Genomic DNA, 20,977 nt, shown 5'->3' with positions numbered 1-20,977 from the left:
CAGGGAGGTTTTTTGAATGGCTAATTATCGTGACCGTAGAGTTGCCCAAGAAATCTTAAAAGAAGTGAATCAAATACTTCGTAAGAAAGTACGTGATCCTCGTGTTCAAGATGTTACCATCACAGATGTTCGCGTGACAGGGGACTTGCAGCAAGCAACGATTTTCTACAGCACTTTGAGTGATCTTGCATCTGAAAAGCAAAAAGCACAAGCCGGATTAGAGAAAGCAACAGGGTTGGTCCGTCGTGAATTGGGACAGGCACTGTCATTATATAAAGTTCCGGAGTTGCAATTTGAACTAGATGAATCTGTTCAATATGGAAATAAGATCGATGAAATGATTCGCGATTTGCATAAAGGCGAATAAAGAATCACATAAAAAAAGGCCGCGTATATGCGGTCTTTTTTTTATTACTGAGGGGTGAGGCTATTCTATAATGATCAAACAGATACTGTGCAAGGCCAAAAATCATAACAAAATGGTGATCAATGCAGCAACTGCTAATCCTAAAAACCACCCACCGATAACATCTGTCAAAAAATGGATCCCTAAATAAACGCGACTGAACCCAATCATAAAACTGAGCAGGACCGCAAGAATGCTCATGGGCAGAACAGCAGGTGGCAAAAGAAAAGCCATATTCATCGCTACAGTTCCATAAAGTGCGGCAGAAGTAGCAGCATGGGCACTAGGGAAGCTGTGGTCTTTTTCTTCGACTAACCGATGATCGTTTGGTCGTTCTCTGCGGACGATCCGTTTAATCAGATAAGCGAATGCAGAGACAAGTAAGACACTCGCTGCTGCTTTCGGTGCTAGGATAGTTTGTGTAGCTGGAAAAACATAAAGCAATAACAATAAGATGATCGTGGGCAATGCTTTACCGAAATTTGTAAAAAAGAGCATCATCCGTGTTAAAGCAGGTGTTCGGCTCTTGATAACAAATAAAGCCAGTGCCTCCTCTTGTTGTTGCAGCGTACCACGTTGAACTAAATATAAAAAAAGTATGAAACCAATCAATGAACAAACGAATACAATCATGTGGCACCTCCTTATAATATAAGTGTATCATGAACGAATATCATTCTGAAAGACTTTAAGACCATACTAAGTTTTTTTAGAATATGGTATAATGGTCAAGTTGAAAAAGAAGCGGAGGGATACTATGGATGGAATTTTGCCATTATGGAAAGAACGTGGTCAAACCAGTCACGACTGTGTCTTTAAACTACGAAAAATTTTACATACAAAAAAAGTCGGACACAGTGGAACCCTAGATCCTGATGTAGACGGTGTATTGCCGATCTGCATTGGCAAAGGAACCAAAGTCGTGGAATACTTGGTGGATTCCGGAAAGATATATACAGGAGAAATCACGCTAGGTTTTTCCACAACGACCGAAGACCGTTCGGGTGAAGTTGTTGAAAGGACGCCTTTAGCAAAACCTTTTACTACAGCAGAAGTCGATCGTGCAATGGCAAGTTTGACTGGTGAAATTACCCAGATTCCGCCAATGTATTCCGCAGTTAAAGTCAATGGGAAACGTTTGTATGAATATGCCCGGGCAAATGAAGAAGTGCAGCGTCCAAAACGGCAAGCTTTGATTCATTCATTTAAGCGGATCAGCGATCCAATCTTTGATGAGACAAGTGGCACCCAATCGTGGCGGTTTCAAGTAAGCTGTGGGAAAGGAACGTATGTCCGTACGTTAGCCGTCGATACGGGTGCTGCTTTGGGAGTAGCCTCTCATATGTCTGACTTGACACGGTTAGCAAGCGGCGGCTTTACCAAAGATCAATCTGTTACGCTTGCAGAAGTTCGTGAAGCAATGGAATCAGGGCGAATCAATGAGTTGCTGCAGCCCATTGAATATGGGGTAAGCGGTTTTCTCAAAATTGCAATTGATGAGAAGTTGTGGCAGAATGTCAAGAATGGCATGCCCTTGCCATATCGTAGTTTTGGTCTTCAAGAACCTCCTGCAACACCTGTGGCATTGTTTTATCAAGATAAAGTCGTTAGTATCTATATGCCGCATCAAAGGAAACAGGGGCTATTAAAACCTGCGAAAGTTATTCGTACAGAAATAGGAGAGTAAGAATGGAAATTATCGAGCTACGTCATCCATATAATAAAGATGTCATTCCATCAGAACCTGTCGTTTTGGTTCTAGGCTTTTTTGACGGTGTGCATCTAGGTCATCAAAAAGTTATTGAAACAGGAAAAGCAGCAGCAAAAGAAAAAGGATTAAAGCTGGCATTGATGACATTCAACCAGCATCCATCTATTGTCTTTCAAAAAGTGGATCCTGAGGCAATGCAATATCTAACCAGCTTATCACAAAAAGAAGCCCATATGGCTGATTTAGGAGTCGACTATCTTTACGAAGTGGATTTCACTTCAGCTTTTGCAAATTTAGCGCCGCAAGTCTTTGTCGATCAATACATGGTAGGTTTACATGCGGAAGTGGTCGTGGCTGGATTCGATTATACCTATGGAAAGAAAGAGACAGCAAACATGGCACTTTTACCTTCTTATGCCCAAGGCCGTTTTGAAGTGATTACCGTTCCCAAGGAAACTTTGGCAGGGAAGAAAGTCAGCTCAACAAGAATCCGCGCCGCTTTGCAGAACGGAGAAATGGCAGAAGCCAATCGACTGTTAGGTTATCCTTATGAGTTTGAAGGAACTGTTGTACATGGCGATGCCAGGGGACGCGAACTTGGCTTTCCGACAGCGAATATTAAAGTCAAAAGTACAGTGCGCCTGCCTAAAGAAGGGGTCTATGTTACCGAGCTTAAAGTAGGTGATCGCTGGTATCCGTCTATGGGATCGATTGGTCATAATGATACCTTTGGTCAAGGCCGACAATTAACAGTGGAGATCTATATTTTAGATTTCCATCAAGATATCTATGGAGAGACTGTTGCGATTCGCTGGCACCACTTTTTGAGAGATCAAGTTGCTTTTAGTGGCGCAGAAGCCTTGATTGAACAACTGCAACAAGACGAGATTGATACTAGGAAATACTTCGAATAAATAAGAGCTACCTTTAGTACTCGTAAAAAATCTTAAGAGGATCGGAAAGTGTCAATCAAACTGATCTAATTAAGATTTTTTGTTATTTTAAATAATGGTTAAAAGAGTTTTATGACGAATGTTATCGTTTTTATTGTAGTCTAGACAAAATATAAGTTGATTTTTTTCTATTACTATTCACTTTGTTTAGCGGGATGAGTGGTGTAAGGGGATATCTTGCGTGAATAAAATTATTTTTCTAATCATTAATAGTTAAAAGTCTGAAAAATTCCAAAATTCTGTTTTATCTTTTTTCTAAAAAATTTGTTTAGGTGCTAATTTCCAGTAAAGGAACGGAACGCAATAGAAGTTATTTTAATCTAAATAATGGTTTTTATCTCGTTATTTATATATCGCTTAACCCATTGTTAAAAAACGATGAAAATTGTTATTATTTTCTCTTGACCAAAATAATTTTGGGGTTTATTCTAAAATGAGGTGATGACTGAAACGAAATGAATGGTCAAAAAAAATGATATTCTATTCAATTTCTGGTCAATGTTAATGACAGTTATCGAGAAGTTCGTTAGAAGTGAAAAAGCGTTGTGGACAGCTCATTCGACTTACAAATAAACTTTGCTCGATACATGGAAATCATGATCATTCGAGAATTCGGTTCGATCACTGAAATCATATGTTTAAAGGAGAAAGTAATGAACGAGAAACAATTGCGCTGGTATAATATTGCGCTAATGGCGTTTGTCTCTGTTTGGGGACTCGGGAATGTAGTGAACAACTATGCACAACAGGGATTGACTGTTGTTGTATCTTGGATCTTGATCATGGCATTATACTTTGTTCCCTACGCATTGAGTGTAGGTCAACTAGGATCAACGTTCAAGGAATCAAGCGGTGGTGTATCCTCTTGGATCAAAGAAACTTCAACCAAACGATTGGCCTTTTTCGCTGCTTGGACTTACTGGGTCGTTCACGTCCCATATCTCGCACAAAAACCACAAGGGATCCTGGTATCATTGAGTTGGTTATTTAAAGGAAACGGCTCTTTCGTATCGACTGTCGGATCAATGGAAGTCTCATTAATTTGTTTAGCTATTTTTCTTTTCTTTTTATGGATCGCATCTAAAGGATTGACTACATTGAAGATGATCGGTAATATTGCCGGAACAGCGATGTTTGTCATGTCGATCTTATTTATTATTTTAGCAGTAACAGCACCAGCGATGACTGGAGCTCAAGTAGCAACACCAAATATGACAACTGTTTCAACTTATATTCCTAAATTCGATTTTACTTACTTAACGACGATTTCGATGCTGGTGTTTGCGGTAGGTGGCTGTGAAAAAATTTCGCCTTACGTTAATAACACGAAAAACCCTGCCAAGGAATTTCCTAAAGGAATGATCTTTTTAGCTGGAATGGTCGCTTTATGTGCGTTACTAGGATCAATCGCAATGGGGATGCTGTTCGATGCAAACAATATTCCTAAAGATTTGATGGTAAATGGCGCTTATGAAGCATTCCAACGTCTTGGCAATTTCTATGGGATTGGCAATACATTTGTGATTCTTTATTCGATCGCCAATGCATTAGCGCAAATTTCAGCATTAGCATTTTCTATTGATGCGCCGTTGAAAATTTTGCTTTCTGATGCAGATCCAGAATTTGTACCAAATGGTTTGGCAAAATTGAACAAAAAAGGTACACCGATCAATGGATATATCATGACAGGGATCTTAGTCAGCATCTTGATCATCATTCCTGCGTTAGGTATCGGAAATATGACTGAATTGTATCGCTGGTTGTTGAACTTGAATTCGGTTGTGATGCCATTACGTTACTTATGGGTATTTGTAGCCTTCATGCTGATCAATAAACAAGCCCATCGATTCTCATCAGATTATAAGTTTGTTAAAAATACAAAACTAGGCTTTGGTATTGGTTTGTGGTGTTTCTTATTTACAGCATTTGCTTGTATCTTAGGGATGGTACCAAAATTAGATTATGCTGCTGATCCAAAAGCTTGGTTGTTCCAATTGTCATTGAATATCATCACACCGATCATCTTTATCTTGATTGGACTGATTTTACCAATGATCGCAAAACGTGTGAATAAATAGAAGATGCATCACCTAAAAGTCTTCAAGATATTTTACTGTCTTGAAGACTTTTTCTTGTCTATTACTTGTTTGGTACATCAGTGTTCTCCTAGCTTATTTCGCTAGAATTTACAACAAATTCTAATGGTTTCCCAATGAGTAAAGGGCAAAATTCCGCTATACTAAAAAAGATGGAAAATGATAATTTATGCAGTCAATGTATAAGGTGAAAGGGAGAAAATTGGTGAAAAAGAAAAAAGATTTAACAAAAATGAAAACGCCACACACGTATGTGATCATTTTTGGCGTAGTGCTGGTAGCATGGGTATTGACATTTCTGATTCCTGCCGGAAAATTCAGTACGGAAGAGATTGAATATGTTGATGCAAATGGTGAAGTGAGCACGCGAACGGTTTTGAAACAAGATTCATTCCGTTATGCGTATCCGCTTAATACCGATTTTGTCTTCGAGCAGTTAGAGAATTTAGAAGAAAATCCAGCAGAGCTAGAAGAATTGGGTGTCGATCAAGCAGCACTGCAAAGTGTGCTAGACGAAGGGGAGTCGAAACTTGATCAAGAAAAGCTCGATGAGCTCTCCCTAACGGATGATGTTCTTTATGAGTTATATGGAGATAAAATCTATGATACATCAGAAAAACTTCATAAGACAGCAAAGGTTTGGGGAACAGATGATTTTGGCGGTTTTGGTTTCTTGAACTTTGTGTTTGAAGGATTGGTTTCAGGAGATAAATATGGTTCCGCTGTGGGGATCGCTGCGTTGATCTTAGTAGTCGGTGGCGCATTTGGGATCATTATGAAGACCGGAGCGATTGATGCTGGGATTTTTGCCTTTATCAGTAAGACACGAGGATTAGAACGATTGGCTTTACCGCTTTTATTCTTTGCTTTTTCATTTGGAGGAGCGACTTTTGGGATGGCGGAAGAAGTAATTCCTTTTTCTATGGTCATGGTGCCATTTGTGATCGCACTTGGGTATGATTCGATCGTGGCGGTAACGGTCACCTATGTGGCCTCGCAAATCGGGAATGCAACTTCTTGGATGAGTCCGTTTAGTGTGGCGGTTGCGCAAGGGATCGCGGGTATCCCAGTTCTTTCAGGGGCAACTTTCCGAATTATCATGTGGGTAGTCATTACTGGCTTATCAGCTGCATATTTGATGGTGTATGCAGAACGTATTCGTAAGAATCCGGAGAAATCATTGACTTACAAATCGGATGCCTATTTCCGCGACCATATCCAGAAGACATCTGATGAAAACAAGCCGTTTCTTTTGGGGCATAAACTGATTTTGCTTGAAATGCTGGCAGTTTTGATTTGGATCGTCTGGGGAGTAACACAAAAAGGGTACTATATTCCAGAAATTGCTTCACAGTTCTTCGTGATGGGCTTAGGTGCAGGCCTGATTGCTGTGATCTTTAAGTTAGAAGACATGGGCTTGAACGATGTAGCAAGTGCTTTTCAATCAGGTGCAGCTGATTTGGCCGGAACAGCGATTGTTGTTGGGATGGCAAAAGGAATCCTGCTTGTTCTAGGTGGTTCTGATGCCAATGTGCCTTCAGCGTTGAATACGATCCTACACAGCATCGGCGGATTGCTAAGCGGTGTGCCAGCCTTTATCGGTGCTTGGTTCATGTATATTTTCCAAAGCTTATTTAATTTAGTTGTTACTTCGAACTCAGGTCAAGCAGCATTGACAATGCCGATCATGGCGCCATTAGCTGATCTTGTGGGTGTCTCCAGACAGATCGCCGTTTTAGCTTATCAATTAGGTTCCGGATTCATGGATGCATTCACTCCAGTATCTGCCAGTTTGATCGGTGTGCTTGGCGTTGCCCGAATCGAATGGGCAAAATGGGCGAAGTTCCAAATTAAAATGCAAGGATTTCTGTTTGTGTTAGGTACGATCTTTATCTTTATCGCTGTAGCGATTGGTCTGCAATAAGAGAGGAGCTGCGAGAATGAAACTTATTCGTCAAGCGGAAGTTTATGCGCCAGAATATTTAGGAAAGAAAGATATTTTAGTGATCAATGACAAAATTGTTGCCATCGAAGATCAAATCAGTGGCGGCTTTGATCAACTAACTGTCGAAGAAATCGATGGTTCTTCATTGATTGCGACACCCGGATTCATCGATTGTCATTTCCATATCTTAGGTGGTGGCGGGGAAGGGGGCTACCAGAACCGAACGCCTGAAGTAACCCTTAGCCAGCTAACAACTGCTGGAGTCACAACGGTTGTCGGCTGTTTAGGAACCGATGGTGTTGGGCGTGATATGGTGGCATTGATCAGCAAAGCCAAAGGTTTAGAAGCGGAAGGAATCTCGACTTATGTCTATGACGGTTCGTATCGATTGCCTCTTGATCCAGTGACGGATTCATTGATCAAGGACTTTTTGACGATCGACAAAGTGATTGGCATTGGTGAAATTGCGGTCTCAGATCACCGTTCTTCACAACCTAGTTTTGAAGAATTTACTCGTGCTGTAGCAGATGCTCGAGTAGGGGGCATGCTCTCAGGAAAAGCAGGGATCATCAATGTGCATTTAGGTGGTGGCAAGCGACAATACGAACTCTTGCTACAAACTGTGGAGGAGACTGAGATCCCTATTAGTCAATTTTTACCGACTCATGCAAATCGGACAAGTGAGTTGTTTGAAGCAAGTATCGCTTTTGCTAAAATGGGCGGTACCATCGATTTTACCGCAAGTGAAGATCCTGATTTTTGGGAAAGAGAAGATGATGAAGTTCGCTTTAGTAAAGGACTAAAACGTTTGTTAGATGAAGGTATCGGGTTGGATCAATTCACCATGACATCGGATGGTCAAGGAAGCCTGCCTTACTTTGATGAAAACAATCAATTCATTGGGCTTGGGGTAGGCAGTTCCCGAGCTTTAATGGTAGGAATCAAAGAAGCTGTACAAGTAGAACAGATTCCTTTGGAGATTGCATTGCGTGCAATTACTTCTAATCCAGCAAAGATTTTGAAGTTGGCTCAAAAAGGCCGGATCGCTCCTGGAATGGACGCCGATCTTTGCCTGTTGAATCAAGATACGCTAGATGTTGAAACGGTGATCGCTAAAGGAAAAGTGATGGTCGATAAAAAAAACGTGAAAGTCTGGGGAACCTTTGAACAATTAGTATAAAACAACCGTAAAAAGGCTCACCTGCAAGTTGATCATTTTGCAGGTGAGCGATTTTTTGCGTTAGGGACGTTTAGAGTTGATCTAAAAAGGCCATATCTTCATCGGAAATGGTAAAATCAACTTTTGCATTATCCAAAATATATTCTTCGTGAACGGATTTTGGCAATGGTAAAATGTCCTTTTGCAATAGATAACGAATAGATAATTGAGGGATCGAGCGTTGATAGTTCTCGGCAATTTTCTTGATGTCGGCATTATCCAGCAAGCGACCAGTCGCGATTGGTGAATAACCTTCCACTAAAAGGTCGTTGTCTTTACAGAATTGCAGCAACTCTTCATTTGTTTTTCCAATATGATAAATGATTTGATTGACCATTGGTTTCACATCGCAATGGTCAAAAATATTTTGCAGGTCATCTTGGTCAAAATTGGAAACACCAATCGATTTGATCAAACCACTTTGATACGCTTCTTCCAGTGCTTTCCAGACATCAATGTTTTCTTCGAAATATTTTTTTTGCTCCGGATTATCCCGCATGATTTTCCAAGGTCGTGGAGCATGGATCAAAACAAGATCGATATACTCAGTGTCAAGCTCTGCCATTGAGCGTTTGATGCTATCGACAGCTTCTTGAAAAGACTTCAGTTCAGCAGGAATTTTTGTCGTAACGAATATCTCTTCTCGAGGAACACCAGAATCTCGGAGGGCTTTGCCCACAGCCGCTTCGTTTTTATAGGCAGCAGCAGTATCCACATGACGATAGCCGTTTTCAAGAGCAAATTTTGTCGCATGATAGGCATCTTCCGGAGAGGACTGCCAAGTGCCCAATCCGATCTTAGGTATTTTGATTTGATTCTTCAGTGTGAATGTTTCATTCAGTAGACTCATAGTTTCCCAACTTTCTATTTTTTTTAAAAGCGTTTTCCTATCTATTACTTTAACCCGAGTAGCCTATAAGAAGTCAAGGGAAATGATTCTATTTAAATAAAAAAACGATCACTCGAGAGATAAATTGACATTTTCATAAGATATTGATAAATTGAACCAAATAATCTTTTCAGAAAGTGGGACGATCATGAATTTTGTAAAAGATGACTTTGCCTATTATCGGCGATCTTTTGAACAAATGTATCGCAGTTATTTCCAACGAAGAATGATTGTTGTTGGAATCGCTCTTTTGATTATTTGTGCTTATCTAGCGCTGATCCAAGAGGGATTTCTACTAAACTTGTTTTTGATTGCTGTTTTGCTCGTGCTGTTTGCTTGGCTTTATCTACGTTGGCAAGAAGTCGATCAAATAATTGCTGAATTTGAACAAGAAAATAGCGAACCGATCATATATCAAATCGTAGAATTTGAAGATTATTATGCTGCCAAAAATAAAAACGGGCAGCAAGTGCGAATCAAGAAAAACGGCAATCGGAATTTTCCGTCTGCTAATAAAACGTACACGTTGATGGCAGGATTCAAAAAAGCATTTTTCCCTAAACAACCTCTTTTTATCTTTTACTATGATATGTTGGAGAATACTTATGATGAAGCCTATCGCATTAAAAGAAATGGACAAACTACTTTTAGCAAATGGTCCCGTTACTTTAGTTTCCGCTCATTTCGTGCCTCCATTGGAAATGGCTTCCGCTTTATTTTAGGTAACCTGTTTTTCTTGTTTTTGATCTATCGATTGATTCGTTATCTGATTTCGCTCTTGCGGATGTTTATTCAATGATAGGAAAACGTATAGCCTGAAGAGCTTTTTTTCTCACTATAGCATGCTAAGGTCAGACCTAGTTAAATAAGTCGTTGTTAGCAAAAAATTACTGTGAGCAGTAGTTAACCCAAAACATGAGTCTTTTAAGGAGTGGAGAAATCCACTCTTTTTTTATGGATGGCAGAAAAAAACGATTAACAACCTTATTTAGAGAGAGTTTATAAGTTGATCCATCAACTATCAGTTGAACAAAAGACACTTGAGAAATAGTTTTTGCGATATTCTTTAGGAGAAATGATCGCAAATTGCTTGAATACTTGGATAAAGTGGCTTTGATTCGAAAAATGAAGCAATGCAGCTATTTCTTTATAGCTATAATCAGTAAACAATAACAAATGCTTTGCTTCCGCTACTTTCTGCTGATTGATATAGGTGTGGATCGTTTGGCCTACATGTTTTTTGAATTCTGTGCTCAGATGGGTGGGGTGTTTTTCAGTAAATTCAGCCAAATCGTTTAATGTAATTTTATCGTAAATATGCGTATCAATGTAATTGATGAGACTTCTGATCAAAAAACTTTTCTGGGTAGGAAATGCATGAATCAACCTCATGAAATGATAAGTACTTTCCTGAATATGGGTCAAACATTCCTGAACGTCATAAATATTTTGTAGTTTTTGGAGTAGTGTATCGGATAACCCATAGGCTTGACTCACCGGAACGCCTTCATTGATACTGACCCGAGTTAGAATGGTAATCAATCCTGAATACTTGTATTTCAAACTTTCTAGCTTGTTGTTTGCTAGTTCGACGCTGTAGGTGCTGCTCATTTTATGGAATAGCCAAAGAATTTTTTCGGGTTGATTTCGGCGTACAGCCTCTACGTAACGTTTCTCAAATTCAAACGAGTCCAAATAAGGATCCTCTAACCGTCGTTGATAAAGATTTTCTTCTAATAGGGTGGACGTATTGGAATTTGCTTGTTTCTCTGGAACGCTCCAACGAAACTTGTTGGCATCAGGGATGGCTCCTTTTAGGATTGTGTAAAACAATTCAACGAAAGCGACAAAAGATTCTCGACTTTCTTTCGAGTAATGGACCCCAGCAATGTAATCATATCCTTGAAAAGGAAATGATCTTTTGTTAGTACCTAATATCCCGCAAGGTCCAATCAGCACATTGCCAATTGAAGAATCTGGTAGATCACAAGTAAAGCTGCTGAAAAAAAAGTCATCTCCTTCAAAAAACATCACCACATCCAATTCAGTCGATTGGCTGGTAAGGAAAAAATGTTCCGCCACTTGTTTATCAGTTATGAAGGAATTACGAGGAATCACCACTTGCTGTTTTTCATCGAAGATAAATAAAGGAATCAAATATTTATCGTAGAGTTTTTTCACAATTGATTCTAGTGCTGCTCGATTCATCAAAAACCTCATTTCTGTTTTTTTAGTATGAATTCTCTTTTTTTAGTATACCTTATTTTAGAAGATTCCTATAATAGAATTACGACTAAAAAAGCTTGCAACTACCTGAGAGGGATAGTCGATCAAAACGTGACTATCTGTCTGAGAAGAAAAAGGAGGACAATGATGAAACAACGACAGCATTCTCAAAAATTGATACTAGGAGGAGAAGTCCATAACTCCACTGCTTCATCTATCGCTTACATGGAGGAAAAAGTATGGGACAAGATTGACAAGGTTGCGATCAATACCCTTTTGATACCTATTTATTGGGAGCTGATCGAACCACAGCCTAATCAGTTTGATTTTTCATTAATTGATTCCCATTTGGAAAATGCCGCTGAGAAGAAAATCGATGTGATTTTTTTGTGGTTTGGCCTTTGGAAGAATGGCTTATCCACGTATGTTCCTGAATGGATCAAAACGGATCCCAAATATTTTCGCATAGAGGATAGCGCCGGAAACAAGATGAATAGTTATAGTCCGCTATGTCAAGATGTGATAGCACAGGCTCATTCAGCCTTTGCCGCCATCTGCGACTACTTGGGAAGCCATCCTTTGCGGGCCTTTATCAGAATGGTGCAGATTGAAAACGAGATTGGTAGTCTTGGCACTAGTCGTGATCATTCGTCAGCAGCAGAAAAAGTCTATCAGATGGAGTTGCCGCAAGAAATCAGAAACCTCTATCCCGGAGCTAAACAATGGTCAGAAGTACCCTTTGGGGATGAAGTGTTTATGGCATATCATTATGCCGCAGCAATCCAAGACTATGCAAAGATTGCAAGAAAACGTTTAGCGTTGCCGTTATTTACGAATGTATGGCTCAAAAAGCCAGACAGGCGGCCGGGAGAATATCCTAGTGGTGGCGCTGTATCCACCACTTGGCAAGTTTGGAAAGTTATTGCCTCTCAGTTGGATTTTATTGCCCCAGATATTTACGAAGAAGAAATCGAACCGATCATCGCGGAATACGGGAATGATCAGCCGTTGTTAATTCCGGAAACCCGAATTGACAAAAGATATATTTCGAATCTATTTTATGCTTTTGGTCAAGGAGCAATCGGCTATTCACCTTTTGGTATCGAAGATCTTCTAACGGATGATACTAGTCAGGATTACCGCTTTTTATCCCAGTTAGGATTAGCGAAAGACGCCTTTGATTCTTCCGATACACTGCCTCATTTAAACCAAGGGTATCGAATCATCGCCGCCCTTGAGCCACTGTTGCAAGATCAGGAAGCTCAAATCTTCTCATTTAAAAAAGAAGGGGCTCAGAACCAAATTGTGTATGAAAATGGACAGGATCGCCGGGCAGTCAAATTATTTTCTCGAGACAAAATGATCAATTCCGCAGGTCTGATCATTAAACACAAAGAATATTACTATCTCACCGGTGCTAATTTCGCATTGGATCTGCAAGCGCAGCAGGGTTCTAATCCTTTAGGTATCCTTTCTTTAGAAGAGGGGGTTCTACAAGATGGGCAATGGCGGACAAATCGTCGCCTGAATGGGGATGAAGCCTATTTCCCATTTATCGGTGAAGATTTTAAAATTTTGCGCATGCGATTGTATTCTTATTAACGGATAGCAGTGAGATCTGCTTCTAACTACTTTTAATGCAGAGGCGTTTCGAGATAATCTTACTTATGATAGAATGGGGAGCGGATATACCTCGGATCAGGTTCATTTGCTGCGAGCCGTATTTGTGCAGTTGAACGTTGATTTGATCTCTGAAAGGAATAAAAATATGCAAACCATGAATAAGATTCCAATCAATACACTTCCCACCAGTACTTCTGCCTATATTCACATCCCATTCTGTGAACATATTTGCTATTACTGTGACTTTAATAAAGTTTTTTTAGAAGGGCAACCGGTTGATGAATACATCGACTGTTTGCTGAAAGAAATCGCTCTAACGGTGAGCAAACAACCAATCACTACTTGTGAGACGATTTATATTGGCGGCGGAACACCGACTTCCCTTTCGGCTGCGCAGCTAGACCGTCTGATTACGGGCATACATGAATTACTGCCCACGCAAACGACCAAAGAATTTACGGTAGAGGCCAATCCTGGGGATTTAACAGAAGATAAATTGCTAGTTTTGAAAAATCTGGGCATTGATCGGTTGTCGATGGGGGTGCAGACTTTTGATAACCGCTTGTTAAAGAAAATCGGCCGCAAGCACACGGCAGAGGATGTCTATCAAACGATTCGGTTGTTAGATAAACATGATTTTCAAAATATTACGATCGATCTGATTTATGCTTTACCTGGACAAACGATGGAAAGTTTTCGAGATACGCTAACACGAGCGATTGATTTGGGTTTGCCTCATTATGCTATGTATTCACTGATTTTAGAGAACAAAACGATGTTCATGAATTGGGTTAGGCAAGGGAAAATGGAGTTGCCTTCTCAGGAATCTGAGACACAAATGTTTGAAGAAGCCATCACTGCAATGGCTAAAGCTGGCTTATCGCAATATGAGATCAGTAATTTTGCCCGGCCAGGATATGAGTCTAAGCACAATCTTGTTTATTGGAATAATGAACATTATTACGGATTTGGCGCAGGAGCGAGTGGTTATATCGGACAGACGAGATACAAAAACTTTGGACCGATCCAGCACTATCTGCGTCCATTGAGGGAAGATCAACTGCCGATCCATGAAACAGAATCGTTAACGACCAGCAATCAAATGGAAGAAGAAATGTTTCTTGGATTACGGAAGAAACAAGGTGTATCGAAAACAGCCTTTTCAAATAAATTTGCCTGTTCTTTTGATTCGATCTATGGCAATGTCGTTGAAGAACTTTCTAAAAATGGCTGGTTAGTCTCAGAAGGAGACCGCGTTTATTTAACAAAGGCTGGGATGTTTATCGGCAATGATGTATTTGAAAAATTTTTATTAAGTTAAGAATAACCAAGAAGATCGAGCTGTTTTCGATCTTCTTTTTTTGGAGCTAATTGACAATGAAGTGGATTAGCACTCTCTCTATAAGAGTGCTAAAAATCTGTGTCAAATTCTTGACATTCGTAGGAAATATGGTATATTAATAATCGTGTTAGCACTTAATGTGAAAGAGTGCTAACGGAGGAGTGGATAAGATGTTGACACAACGACAACAAACTATTTTACACCTCATCATCCAAAATTATACGGATACTGGTCAGCCTACGGGCTCCAAACGATTGATGGAGGATGGGGTTGAAGCAAGTTCGGCTACCATCCGCAATGAGATGAAGGCCTTAGAAGAAGCGGGTCTCTTATTGAAGACACATTCCTCTTCTGGACGTGTTCCTTCAATGGCCGGCTACCGCTATTACGTTGATCACTTATTAAGACCATCAAAAGTCAATCAAAATGAGATCAAAGCAATTCGCCATTCCTTGGGGAAAGAATTTCATGAAATCAATGAAATTATTCAGCAATCTGCTACGATCCTATCCAATCTTACGAGCTATACCGCATTATCGTTAGGACCGGATGTCAAAGAACGGAAATTAACTGGCTTTCGGATCGTACCTTTGAATGCACGACAAATCATTGCTATCATTGTTACGGATAAAGGCAATGTTGAAAATCAGATTTTTTCATTACCTTCATCGATGGATAGCAGCGACTTAGAAAAGATGGTTCGGATTATCAATGAAAAATTAGTGGGTGAACCGCTCATGACGGTCTATCATCGATTGCGAACAGAGATTCCGATGATTTTGCACAAGTATTTTCAAACAACAGAAGGAATCATTGATTTATTCGATGATATGTTGAGTCATCTCTTTGAAGAGAAAATTTACGTCGGCGGACGGATGAATCTATTAGATTTTGAACCAAGTCAAGATGTTCGTCAGTTTAAGTCGATGTACTCTTTCATGAAAAATGCAGAAGAACTCACACAATTATTGGCACCGAGAGACTCCACGATTCAGATCCGCATTGGTCAGGAACTAGGGAATGAATTACTCCAAAATATGAGTTTGATTCAAGCAAGCTATGACATTGAAGGTCATGGCCAAGGGACGATTGCTTTATTAGGTCCTTCTAGTATGCCTTATTCGCGAATGTTTGGACTGATGGATGCCTTTCGTCGAGAATTAGCAATGACATTGGCTGATTACTATCGCACACTAGATGCAAACAGTGAATGATCAAATAAGTGAATTATAGAAGGGATGGTAGCAAGTGTCAGAAAAAGAAGAACAGGTAGAAAAAGATCTTGAGACAACTGAAGAGCCTCTGACAGAACCGTCAGAAGAAGAAATCGATGCAGCTGGTCTATCAGAAGCAGAAGTAGAAAAAAGCGAGATCGACAGTTTAAAAGAAAAAAACAATGAACTAGAAGACCAATTTCTGCGCGCACGGGCCGAAATCGCTAATATTACAGCAAGAAACCGTAATGAACGTGAATTGTTGCAAAAATACCGTTCGCAAGATTTGGGCAAAAAATTATTGCCAGCGATCGATAATTTGGAACGCGCTATGGCAGCAAATGTGGAAGAAGACCAAGCGGCTAACTTGAAAAAAGGTGTCGAAATGGTGTTGGAAAGTTTGCGTCAAGCGTTGAAAGAAGAAGGAATCGAAGAAATTCCTGCTGAAGGAGAAACTTTCGATCCCAATCTTCATCAAGCGGTACAGACCGTACCTGCGACAGAAGATGTGCCTGCGGATACGATCGTCACAGTATTGCAAAAGGGCTATAAGCTGCATGATCGTGTCTTGCGTGCAAGTATGGTTATCGTAGCACAATAAATAAAAAGAACGATGAATGAAAAGGAGCGTATTACTTATGAGTAAAATTATCGGTATTGACTTAGGTACAACTAATTCAGCTGTTGCTGTCCTAGAAGGCGGCGAAGCAAAAATCATCACCAATCCAGAAGGAAATCGTACAACACCATCTGTTGTTTCATTTAAAAACGGCGAGATCCAAGTAGGGGAAGTTGCTAAACGTCAAGCAGTTACGAACCCTAACACGATTTCATCAATCAAACGTCATATGGGTGAAGCTGGCTATAAAGTAGAAGTTGAAGGGAAATCATACACTCCTCAAGAAATCTCTGCAATGGTCCTACAATATATCAAAGGATTTGCTGAAGATTATCTAGGAGAAAAAGTAGACAAAGCAGTTATCACTGTTCCTGCTTACTTCAATGATGCACAACGTCAAGCAACAAAAGATGCTGGTAAAATTGCCGGATTAGAAGTAGAACGAATCGTCAACGAACCAACAGCAGCAGCTTTAGCTTATGGATTAGACAAAACAGACAAAGACGAAAAAATCTTAGTCTTCGACCTTGGTGGGGGTACATTTGACGTATCGATCCTTGAATTAGGGGATGGCGTATTCGATGTGTTGTCTACTGCTGGGGACAACAATCTAGGTGGAGATGACTTTGATAACAAGATTATCGATCACATGGTTGCAGAATTCAAAAAAGAAAATGGCATTGATTTAGGTAAAGACAAAATGGCATTGCAACGTCTGAAAGATGCTGCTGAAAAAGCGAAAAAAGACCTTTCAGGTGTGACAAGTACACAAATCAGCTTGCCATTTATTACAGCTGGCGATGCTGGTCCATTGCACTTAGAAATGACATTGACACGGGCAAAATTTGATGAATTAACCGCTGATTTAGTCGAACGGACAAAAGTTCCTGTACGTCAAGCGCTAAAAGATGCTGGTCTTTCACAATCTGAAATCGATGAAGTGATCTTAGTCGGTGGATCAACTCGGATTCCTGCAGTCGTCGAAGCAGTTCGCAAAGAAACCAATAAAGAACCAAACAAATCAGTGAACCCAGATGAAGTAGTAGCAATGGGGGCTGCGATTCAAGGTGGCGTGATCACTGGTGATGTGAAAGATGTCGTTTTACTTGATGTCACACCATTATCATTGGGTATCGAAACAATGGGCGGCGTCTTTACGAAGTTGATCGATCGCAATACGACGATCCCAACAAGCAAATCACAAGTCTTCTCAACAGCTGCAGACAATCAACCTGCTGTAGACATCCATGTCCTACAAGGCGAACGTCCAATGGCTGCTGACAACAAGACATTAGGAAGATTCCAATTAACGGAAATTCCACCAGCACCTCGAGGAATTCCACAAATCGAAGTAACATTTGATATTGATAAAAATGGTATCGTAAATGTATCTGCAAAAGATTTAGGAACACAAAAAGAACAAAAAATCACGATCAAATCTTCTTCAGGTCTAACCGATGAAGAAATTGAACGGATGGTTAAAGATGCGGAAGCAAATGCGGAAGCAGACAAACAACGTAAAGAAGAAGTTGATTTGCGTAATGATGTCGACGCATTACTATTCACTGTTGACAAAACATTGAAAGAGCTTGAAGGCAAGGTAGATGCCGATGAAGTGAAGAAAGCGGAAGAAGCTCGTGATGAGTTGAAAGCTGCTGTCGACGCAAACAATATCGAAGAAATGAAAACAAAACGCGATGCATTGAATGAAATCGTACAAAACTTGACAGTGAAGTTGTATGAGCAAGCTGCACAACAACAAGCACAAGAAAATCCAGAAGCTGCACAAGGCGGCGCAGACGATGTGGTAGACGCCGATTTTGAAGAAGTAGACGGCGACGATAAATAATCGCTGTTTGTGAAAAAGCCAAAGTCACCACTTTGGCTTTTTCTTATGAATTTCTGAAACGTATTTTTCTGAAGCAAATTATATGCTAAAATACGAGGGACGCAAGAAAATAGTGGAGGGAAGCCAATGGCAGACAAAAGAGATTATTATGAGGTCTTAGGTCTACAAAAAGGGGCTTCGGATGACGAAATAAAAAAAGCATATCGGAAGCTTTCCAAAAAGTATCATCCAGACATCAATAAAGAACCTGATGCAGAAGCAAAATTCAAAGAAATTTCTGAAGCATATGAAATACTGAGCGATCCTCAAAAACGAGCTGCTTACGATCAATATGGTCACGCGGGAACTGATCCGAACTACGGTGGTGGTTATGGCGGCGGCTTTGGCGGCTTTAACGGCGGGGGATTTTCCGGTGGCGGCTTTGGTGGATTTGAAGACATCTTTGAATCATTCTTTGGCGGCGGTGGCAGAACGGCAAATCCAAATGCTCCGCGACAAGGAGCTGATTTGCAATATGCTGTGGATCTTTCTTTCGAAGAAGCGATTTTTGGTGTGGAAAAAAATATTCAGTATAACCGCGAAGAAACCTGTCATACTTGTGGCGGTAATGGCGCAAAACCAGGAACACAACCTGAGACCTGTCATAAATGTCATGGCTCAGGTACGATCAATGTGGAACGTCAAACACCTCTTGGTCGTGTCATGAGTCGTCAAACCTGTGATGTATGTCATGGTACAGGGAAAGAAATCAAAGAACCTTGTACGACTTGTCATGGCACAGGACACGAAAAGAAAAAACATAGCGTCAAAGTCAATGTACCTGCTGGCGTGGAAGATGGCCAACAAATGCGCCTATCCGGTCAAGGAGAAGCTGGCAGCAATGGCGGACCTTATGGAGACCTGTATGTCGTTTTCCGTGTTGAGGAAAGTGATATCTTCGATCGTGATGGATCCGAAATTTATTACGAATTACCATTGAACTTTGTTCAAGCAGCTTTAGGTGACGAGGTCAATGTTCCGACTGTTCACGGAAATGTCAAATTGAAGATTCCTGCTGGTACCCAGACGGGCACGAATTTCCGTCTAAGAGGCAAAGGTGCACCAAAATTACGTGGCAATGGCAATGGTGACCAACAAGTCAAAGTTAAGTTGATCACACCAAAGAATTTGAATGAAGAACAAAAAGAAGCGTTACGGGCTTATGCAAAAGCAAGCGGCCATGTAACCAACGAGCAACAACCCGAAGGATTTTTTGATAAAATGAAAGATGCCTTTGGTGGTAAGAAAAAATAATAAGCGGAGCCTGAAGAAAACCACTTTTTCAGGCTGCGCTTTTACTAGTTTTTGTGAAATTTTTAACAAAGTCGGGAATTGGTATAAAAAACTGAAAGTAGGAGAGTTCATGGAAAAAATATTTGTTAGTCCGCAGCGCTACATTCAAGGAGAAAACGTATTAAAAAAAGGCTTGCACTATATTAGCTCATTAGGAGATAAATTATTACTAATAACCGATCCATTTGTTTGGAGGATTGCTGGCGAAGAACTGGCAAGCGATTTAGCCCATCTAGGAATCGAAGTAACCTTAGCAAATTTCAGCGGTGAATCCTCCAATGCAGAAATCAGACGTATTGCAAAAGAAGCAGAAAGAGCAGAAGTGGCAGCAGTTGTTGCTCTTGGTGGCGGAAAGGTGATCGATACCGGTAAAGCAGTGGCCCATCAATTGAAGCGAGCGGTTGCTGTCGTACCAACAGTTGCCTCAACAGATGCCCCTACCTCCTCCATCTCGGTTCTTTATTCGGAAGAAGGGAAGTTTGAACAATATGGTTATTATCCGAAGAATCCAGAACTGGTCTTGGTTGATACAACTCTGTTAGCCAAGGCACCTGCAAAATTATTAACTTTCGGCATCGCCGATGGATTGGCGACGTATGTTGAAGCCAGAGCAGTAGCTAAAAGCGGCGCTCAGAATCTCGTAGGAGGCCGGCCGACTTTAGCAGCTCTGGCAATTGCTGAGAAATGTGAAGCAGTGCTGTTTGCCAATGGGGTCGCTGCCTATAAGGCCAATCAGCAGCAACAGGTAACAGCCGCTTTCGATCAAGTAGTGGAGGCGAATACACTTTTGAGCGGACTAGGATTTGAAAGTGGAGGACTAGCAGCAGCTCATGCGATCCATAATGGGTTGACAGCCGCTACTGGGAAGTTCCACCAACTTTCTCACGGAGAAAAAATTGCCTATACGACGTTGATGCAATTGCTGTTGGAACAAGATACAAACGAGTTGGAACGTTATATTGTTTTATATCAAGCTCTGGGGTTACCAACAACGTTAGCAGAAATGCAGATGGAATCACTTAGCGATCAGGAATTACTAGCAATCGGTATTCAAGCCACTATCCCTAATGAAACGATCCATCGAATGCCCTTTAAGATCACAGCAGAAGAGGTAGCAAATGCATTTCAGGCTGTCGATGCATATGTCACCAAAAATTTTTCACAAAGAAAAAAAGATTGACTTCTATTTTTTCCCATGCTATTTTGTTTACAAGCTTAAAAAGGAGGGGACGTAGACATGACAAACAACAACTTTGCATTGGTATGTTGTTGTTGTATGGTGCTAAAAAGCAGCATACTGATTTGTCATGCCTATTAATCGTTCCCTCATCTGGATAAATCACTCTAAGAGTCTCTTTCGTTGGGAAAGAGTCCTAGAGTCATTCTCTAAGAGGTACTGATTGAATAGTCAGTGCCTCTTTTTGTTTGCTTTGATTTACCTTGCAAAGATCTGTAAACAAAGACAGATCATGCCTTTTTAAGCAGGTGATCACCTAGGAATGACCAATTGTAAAACGCAGTGCCTCTGATTTGCTGCAGCACTTTAGCGGACT

General features: G+C 40.5%; 17 protein-coding genes. 14 read left to right on the top strand and 3 right to left on the bottom strand.

The features are described 5' to 3' along the window. The first annotated feature begins 16 nt into the window (after window positions 1–16). Window positions 17–367 carry a 30S ribosome-binding factor RbfA gene (gene rbfA / locus IGJ28_RS12180; RefSeq protein WP_005471299.1) on the top strand — a complete coding sequence of 117 codons (351 nt, stop codon included), beginning with the start codon at window positions 17–19 and terminating at the stop codon, window positions 365–367. 102 nt (window positions 368–469) lie between these two features. On the opposite strand, the gene IGJ28_RS12175 is transcribed toward rbfA, so the two are convergent. Further along, entirely contained in the window at window positions 470–1,039 is a 570-nt protein-coding gene (locus IGJ28_RS12175; RefSeq protein ID WP_113849610.1) for a phosphatase PAP2 family protein, read from the bottom strand. 124 nt (window positions 1,040–1,163) lie between these two features. Here IGJ28_RS12175 and truB point away from each other — a divergent pair, with 124 nt between their 5' ends. The 5 genes from truB (at window position 1,164) to iadA (ending at window position 8,291) form a co-directional block, all read left to right on the top strand. After that, window positions 1,164–2,093 (top strand): tRNA pseudouridine(55) synthase TruB, encoded by a 930-nt coding sequence (gene truB / locus IGJ28_RS12170; RefSeq protein ID WP_347083313.1) that lies wholly within the window; start codon window positions 1,164–1,166, stop codon window positions 2,091–2,093. 2 nt (window positions 2,094–2,095) lie between these two features. After that, the gene (gene ribF / locus IGJ28_RS12165) at window positions 2,096–3,031 is read left to right on the top strand and encodes a riboflavin biosynthesis protein RibF (protein ID WP_438845416.1); all 936 of its coding nucleotides are present in this window, start codon (window positions 2,096–2,098) and stop codon (window positions 3,029–3,031) included. A 692-nt stretch (window positions 3,032–3,723) separates the two neighbouring features. Next, a complete protein-coding gene (locus IGJ28_RS12160; RefSeq protein ID WP_003126386.1) occupies window positions 3,724–5,148 on the top strand; it encodes an APC family permease in 1,425 nt (474 codons plus the stop codon). Between the two features lie 250 nt (window positions 5,149–5,398). After that, complete coding sequence (gene yfcC / locus IGJ28_RS12155; RefSeq protein ID WP_227760841.1) at window positions 5,399–7,090, top strand: putative basic amino acid antiporter YfcC; 1,692 nt, start codon at window positions 5,399–5,401, stop codon at window positions 7,088–7,090. Between the two features lie 16 nt (window positions 7,091–7,106). Further along, on the top strand, window positions 7,107–8,291 hold the full coding sequence (gene iadA / locus IGJ28_RS12150; protein WP_096711060.1) for a beta-aspartyl-peptidase: 1,185 nt from the start codon (window positions 7,107–7,109) through the stop codon (window positions 8,289–8,291). 70 nt (window positions 8,292–8,361) lie between these two features. Here iadA and IGJ28_RS12145 read toward each other — a convergent pair whose 3' ends face one another. After that, window positions 8,362–9,180: an aldo/keto reductase gene (locus tag IGJ28_RS12145; protein WP_029486755.1), complete on the bottom strand. Its 819-nt coding sequence runs from the start codon at window positions 9,178–9,180 to the stop codon at window positions 8,362–8,364. A gap of 187 nt (window positions 9,181–9,367) precedes the next feature. On the opposite strand from IGJ28_RS12145, the gene IGJ28_RS12140 reads away from it, so the two are divergent. After that, window positions 9,368–10,018, top strand: a complete 651-nt coding sequence (locus IGJ28_RS12140) for a hypothetical protein (RefSeq protein WP_167757157.1) — start codon at window positions 9,368–9,370, stop codon at window positions 10,016–10,018. 215 nt (window positions 10,019–10,233) lie between these two features. Here the strand turns inward: IGJ28_RS12140 and IGJ28_RS12135 are convergent, their stop codons facing one another. Then, the gene (locus tag IGJ28_RS12135) at window positions 10,234–11,427 is read right to left on the bottom strand and encodes an AraC family transcriptional regulator (RefSeq protein ID WP_252711902.1); all 1,194 of its coding nucleotides are present in this window, start codon (window positions 11,425–11,427) and stop codon (window positions 10,234–10,236) included. Window positions 11,428–11,592: 165 nt separating this feature from the next. Between IGJ28_RS12135 and IGJ28_RS12130 the strand changes: the two genes are divergently transcribed. The 7 genes from IGJ28_RS12130 (at window position 11,593) to IGJ28_RS12100 (ending at window position 20,604) form a co-directional block, all read left to right on the top strand. After that, window positions 11,593–13,047 carry a DUF5597 domain-containing protein gene (locus IGJ28_RS12130; RefSeq protein ID WP_252711903.1) on the top strand — a complete coding sequence of 485 codons (1,455 nt, stop codon included), beginning with the start codon at window positions 11,593–11,595 and terminating at the stop codon, window positions 13,045–13,047. Between the two features lie 175 nt (window positions 13,048–13,222). After that, window positions 13,223–14,389, top strand: coding sequence for a radical SAM family heme chaperone HemW (gene hemW / locus IGJ28_RS12125; RefSeq protein ID WP_138372014.1), 1,167 nt, complete (start codon window positions 13,223–13,225; stop codon window positions 14,387–14,389). 191 nt (window positions 14,390–14,580) lie between these two features. Then, window positions 14,581–15,624 (top strand): heat-inducible transcriptional repressor HrcA, encoded by a 1,044-nt coding sequence (hrcA, locus tag IGJ28_RS12120; RefSeq protein WP_003126395.1) that lies wholly within the window; start codon window positions 14,581–14,583, stop codon window positions 15,622–15,624. A 34-nt stretch (window positions 15,625–15,658) separates the two neighbouring features. Then, complete coding sequence (gene grpE, locus IGJ28_RS12115) at window positions 15,659–16,225, top strand: nucleotide exchange factor GrpE (protein WP_003126396.1); 567 nt, start codon at window positions 15,659–15,661, stop codon at window positions 16,223–16,225. A 37-nt stretch (window positions 16,226–16,262) separates the two neighbouring features. Continuing rightward, on the top strand, window positions 16,263–18,092 hold the full coding sequence (gene dnaK, locus IGJ28_RS12110; RefSeq protein ID WP_003126397.1) for a molecular chaperone DnaK: 1,830 nt from the start codon (window positions 16,263–16,265) through the stop codon (window positions 18,090–18,092). Between the two features lie 126 nt (window positions 18,093–18,218). Beyond that, a complete protein-coding gene (gene dnaJ / locus IGJ28_RS12105) occupies window positions 18,219–19,385 on the top strand; it encodes a molecular chaperone DnaJ (protein ID WP_060813350.1) in 1,167 nt (388 codons plus the stop codon). 109 nt (window positions 19,386–19,494) lie between these two features. Beyond that, window positions 19,495–20,604 carry a glycerol dehydrogenase gene (locus IGJ28_RS12100; protein ID WP_252711904.1) on the top strand — a complete coding sequence of 370 codons (1,110 nt, stop codon included), beginning with the start codon at window positions 19,495–19,497 and terminating at the stop codon, window positions 20,602–20,604. Window positions 20,605–20,977: the final 373 nt, after the last annotated feature.

It is taken from the genome of Enterococcus sp. AZ091 (assembly GCF_051714805.1).
In the GTDB taxonomy this organism is placed as follows: Bacteria; Bacillota; Bacilli; order Lactobacillales; family Enterococcaceae; genus Enterococcus_D; species Enterococcus_D gallinarum.
This window is presented reverse-complemented; position numbering and strand designations above follow the sequence as displayed.

Coding starts and splice junctions, on each gene's coding strand:
- IGJ28_RS12100 (WP_252711904.1), top strand. CDS start 19,495: ATGGAAAAAATATTTGTTAGTCCGCAGCGCTACATTCAAGGAGAAAAC.
- hrcA (WP_003126395.1), top strand. CDS start 14,581: ATGTTGACACAACGACAACAAACTATTTTACACCTCATCATCCAAAAT.
- iadA (WP_096711060.1), top strand. CDS start 7,107: ATGAAACTTATTCGTCAAGCGGAAGTTTATGCGCCAGAATATTTAGGA.
- IGJ28_RS12130 (WP_252711903.1), top strand. CDS start 11,593: ATGAAACAACGACAGCATTCTCAAAAATTGATACTAGGAGGAGAAGTC.
- yfcC (WP_227760841.1), top strand. CDS start 5,399: ATGAAAACGCCACACACGTATGTGATCATTTTTGGCGTAGTGCTGGTA.
- IGJ28_RS12140 (WP_167757157.1), top strand. CDS start 9,368: ATGAATTTTGTAAAAGATGACTTTGCCTATTATCGGCGATCTTTTGAA.
- hemW (WP_138372014.1), top strand. CDS start 13,223: ATGAATAAGATTCCAATCAATACACTTCCCACCAGTACTTCTGCCTAT.
- dnaJ (WP_060813350.1), top strand. CDS start 18,219: ATGGCAGACAAAAGAGATTATTATGAGGTCTTAGGTCTACAAAAAGGG.
- IGJ28_RS12145 (WP_029486755.1), bottom strand. CDS start 9,180: ATGAGTCTACTGAATGAAACATTCACACTGAAGAATCAAATCAAAATA.
- ribF (WP_438845416.1), top strand. CDS start 2,096: ATGGAAATTATCGAGCTACGTCATCCATATAATAAAGATGTCATTCCA.
- IGJ28_RS12135 (WP_252711902.1), bottom strand. CDS start 11,427: ATGAATCGAGCAGCACTAGAATCAATTGTGAAAAAACTCTACGATAAA.
- rbfA (WP_005471299.1), top strand. CDS start 17: ATGGCTAATTATCGTGACCGTAGAGTTGCCCAAGAAATCTTAAAAGAA.
- dnaK (WP_003126397.1), top strand. CDS start 16,263: ATGAGTAAAATTATCGGTATTGACTTAGGTACAACTAATTCAGCTGTT.
- IGJ28_RS12160 (WP_003126386.1), top strand. CDS start 3,724: ATGAACGAGAAACAATTGCGCTGGTATAATATTGCGCTAATGGCGTTT.
- truB (WP_347083313.1), top strand. CDS start 1,164: ATGGATGGAATTTTGCCATTATGGAAAGAACGTGGTCAAACCAGTCAC.
- IGJ28_RS12175 (WP_113849610.1), bottom strand. CDS start 1,039: ATGATTGTATTCGTTTGTTCATTGATTGGTTTCATACTTTTTTTATAT.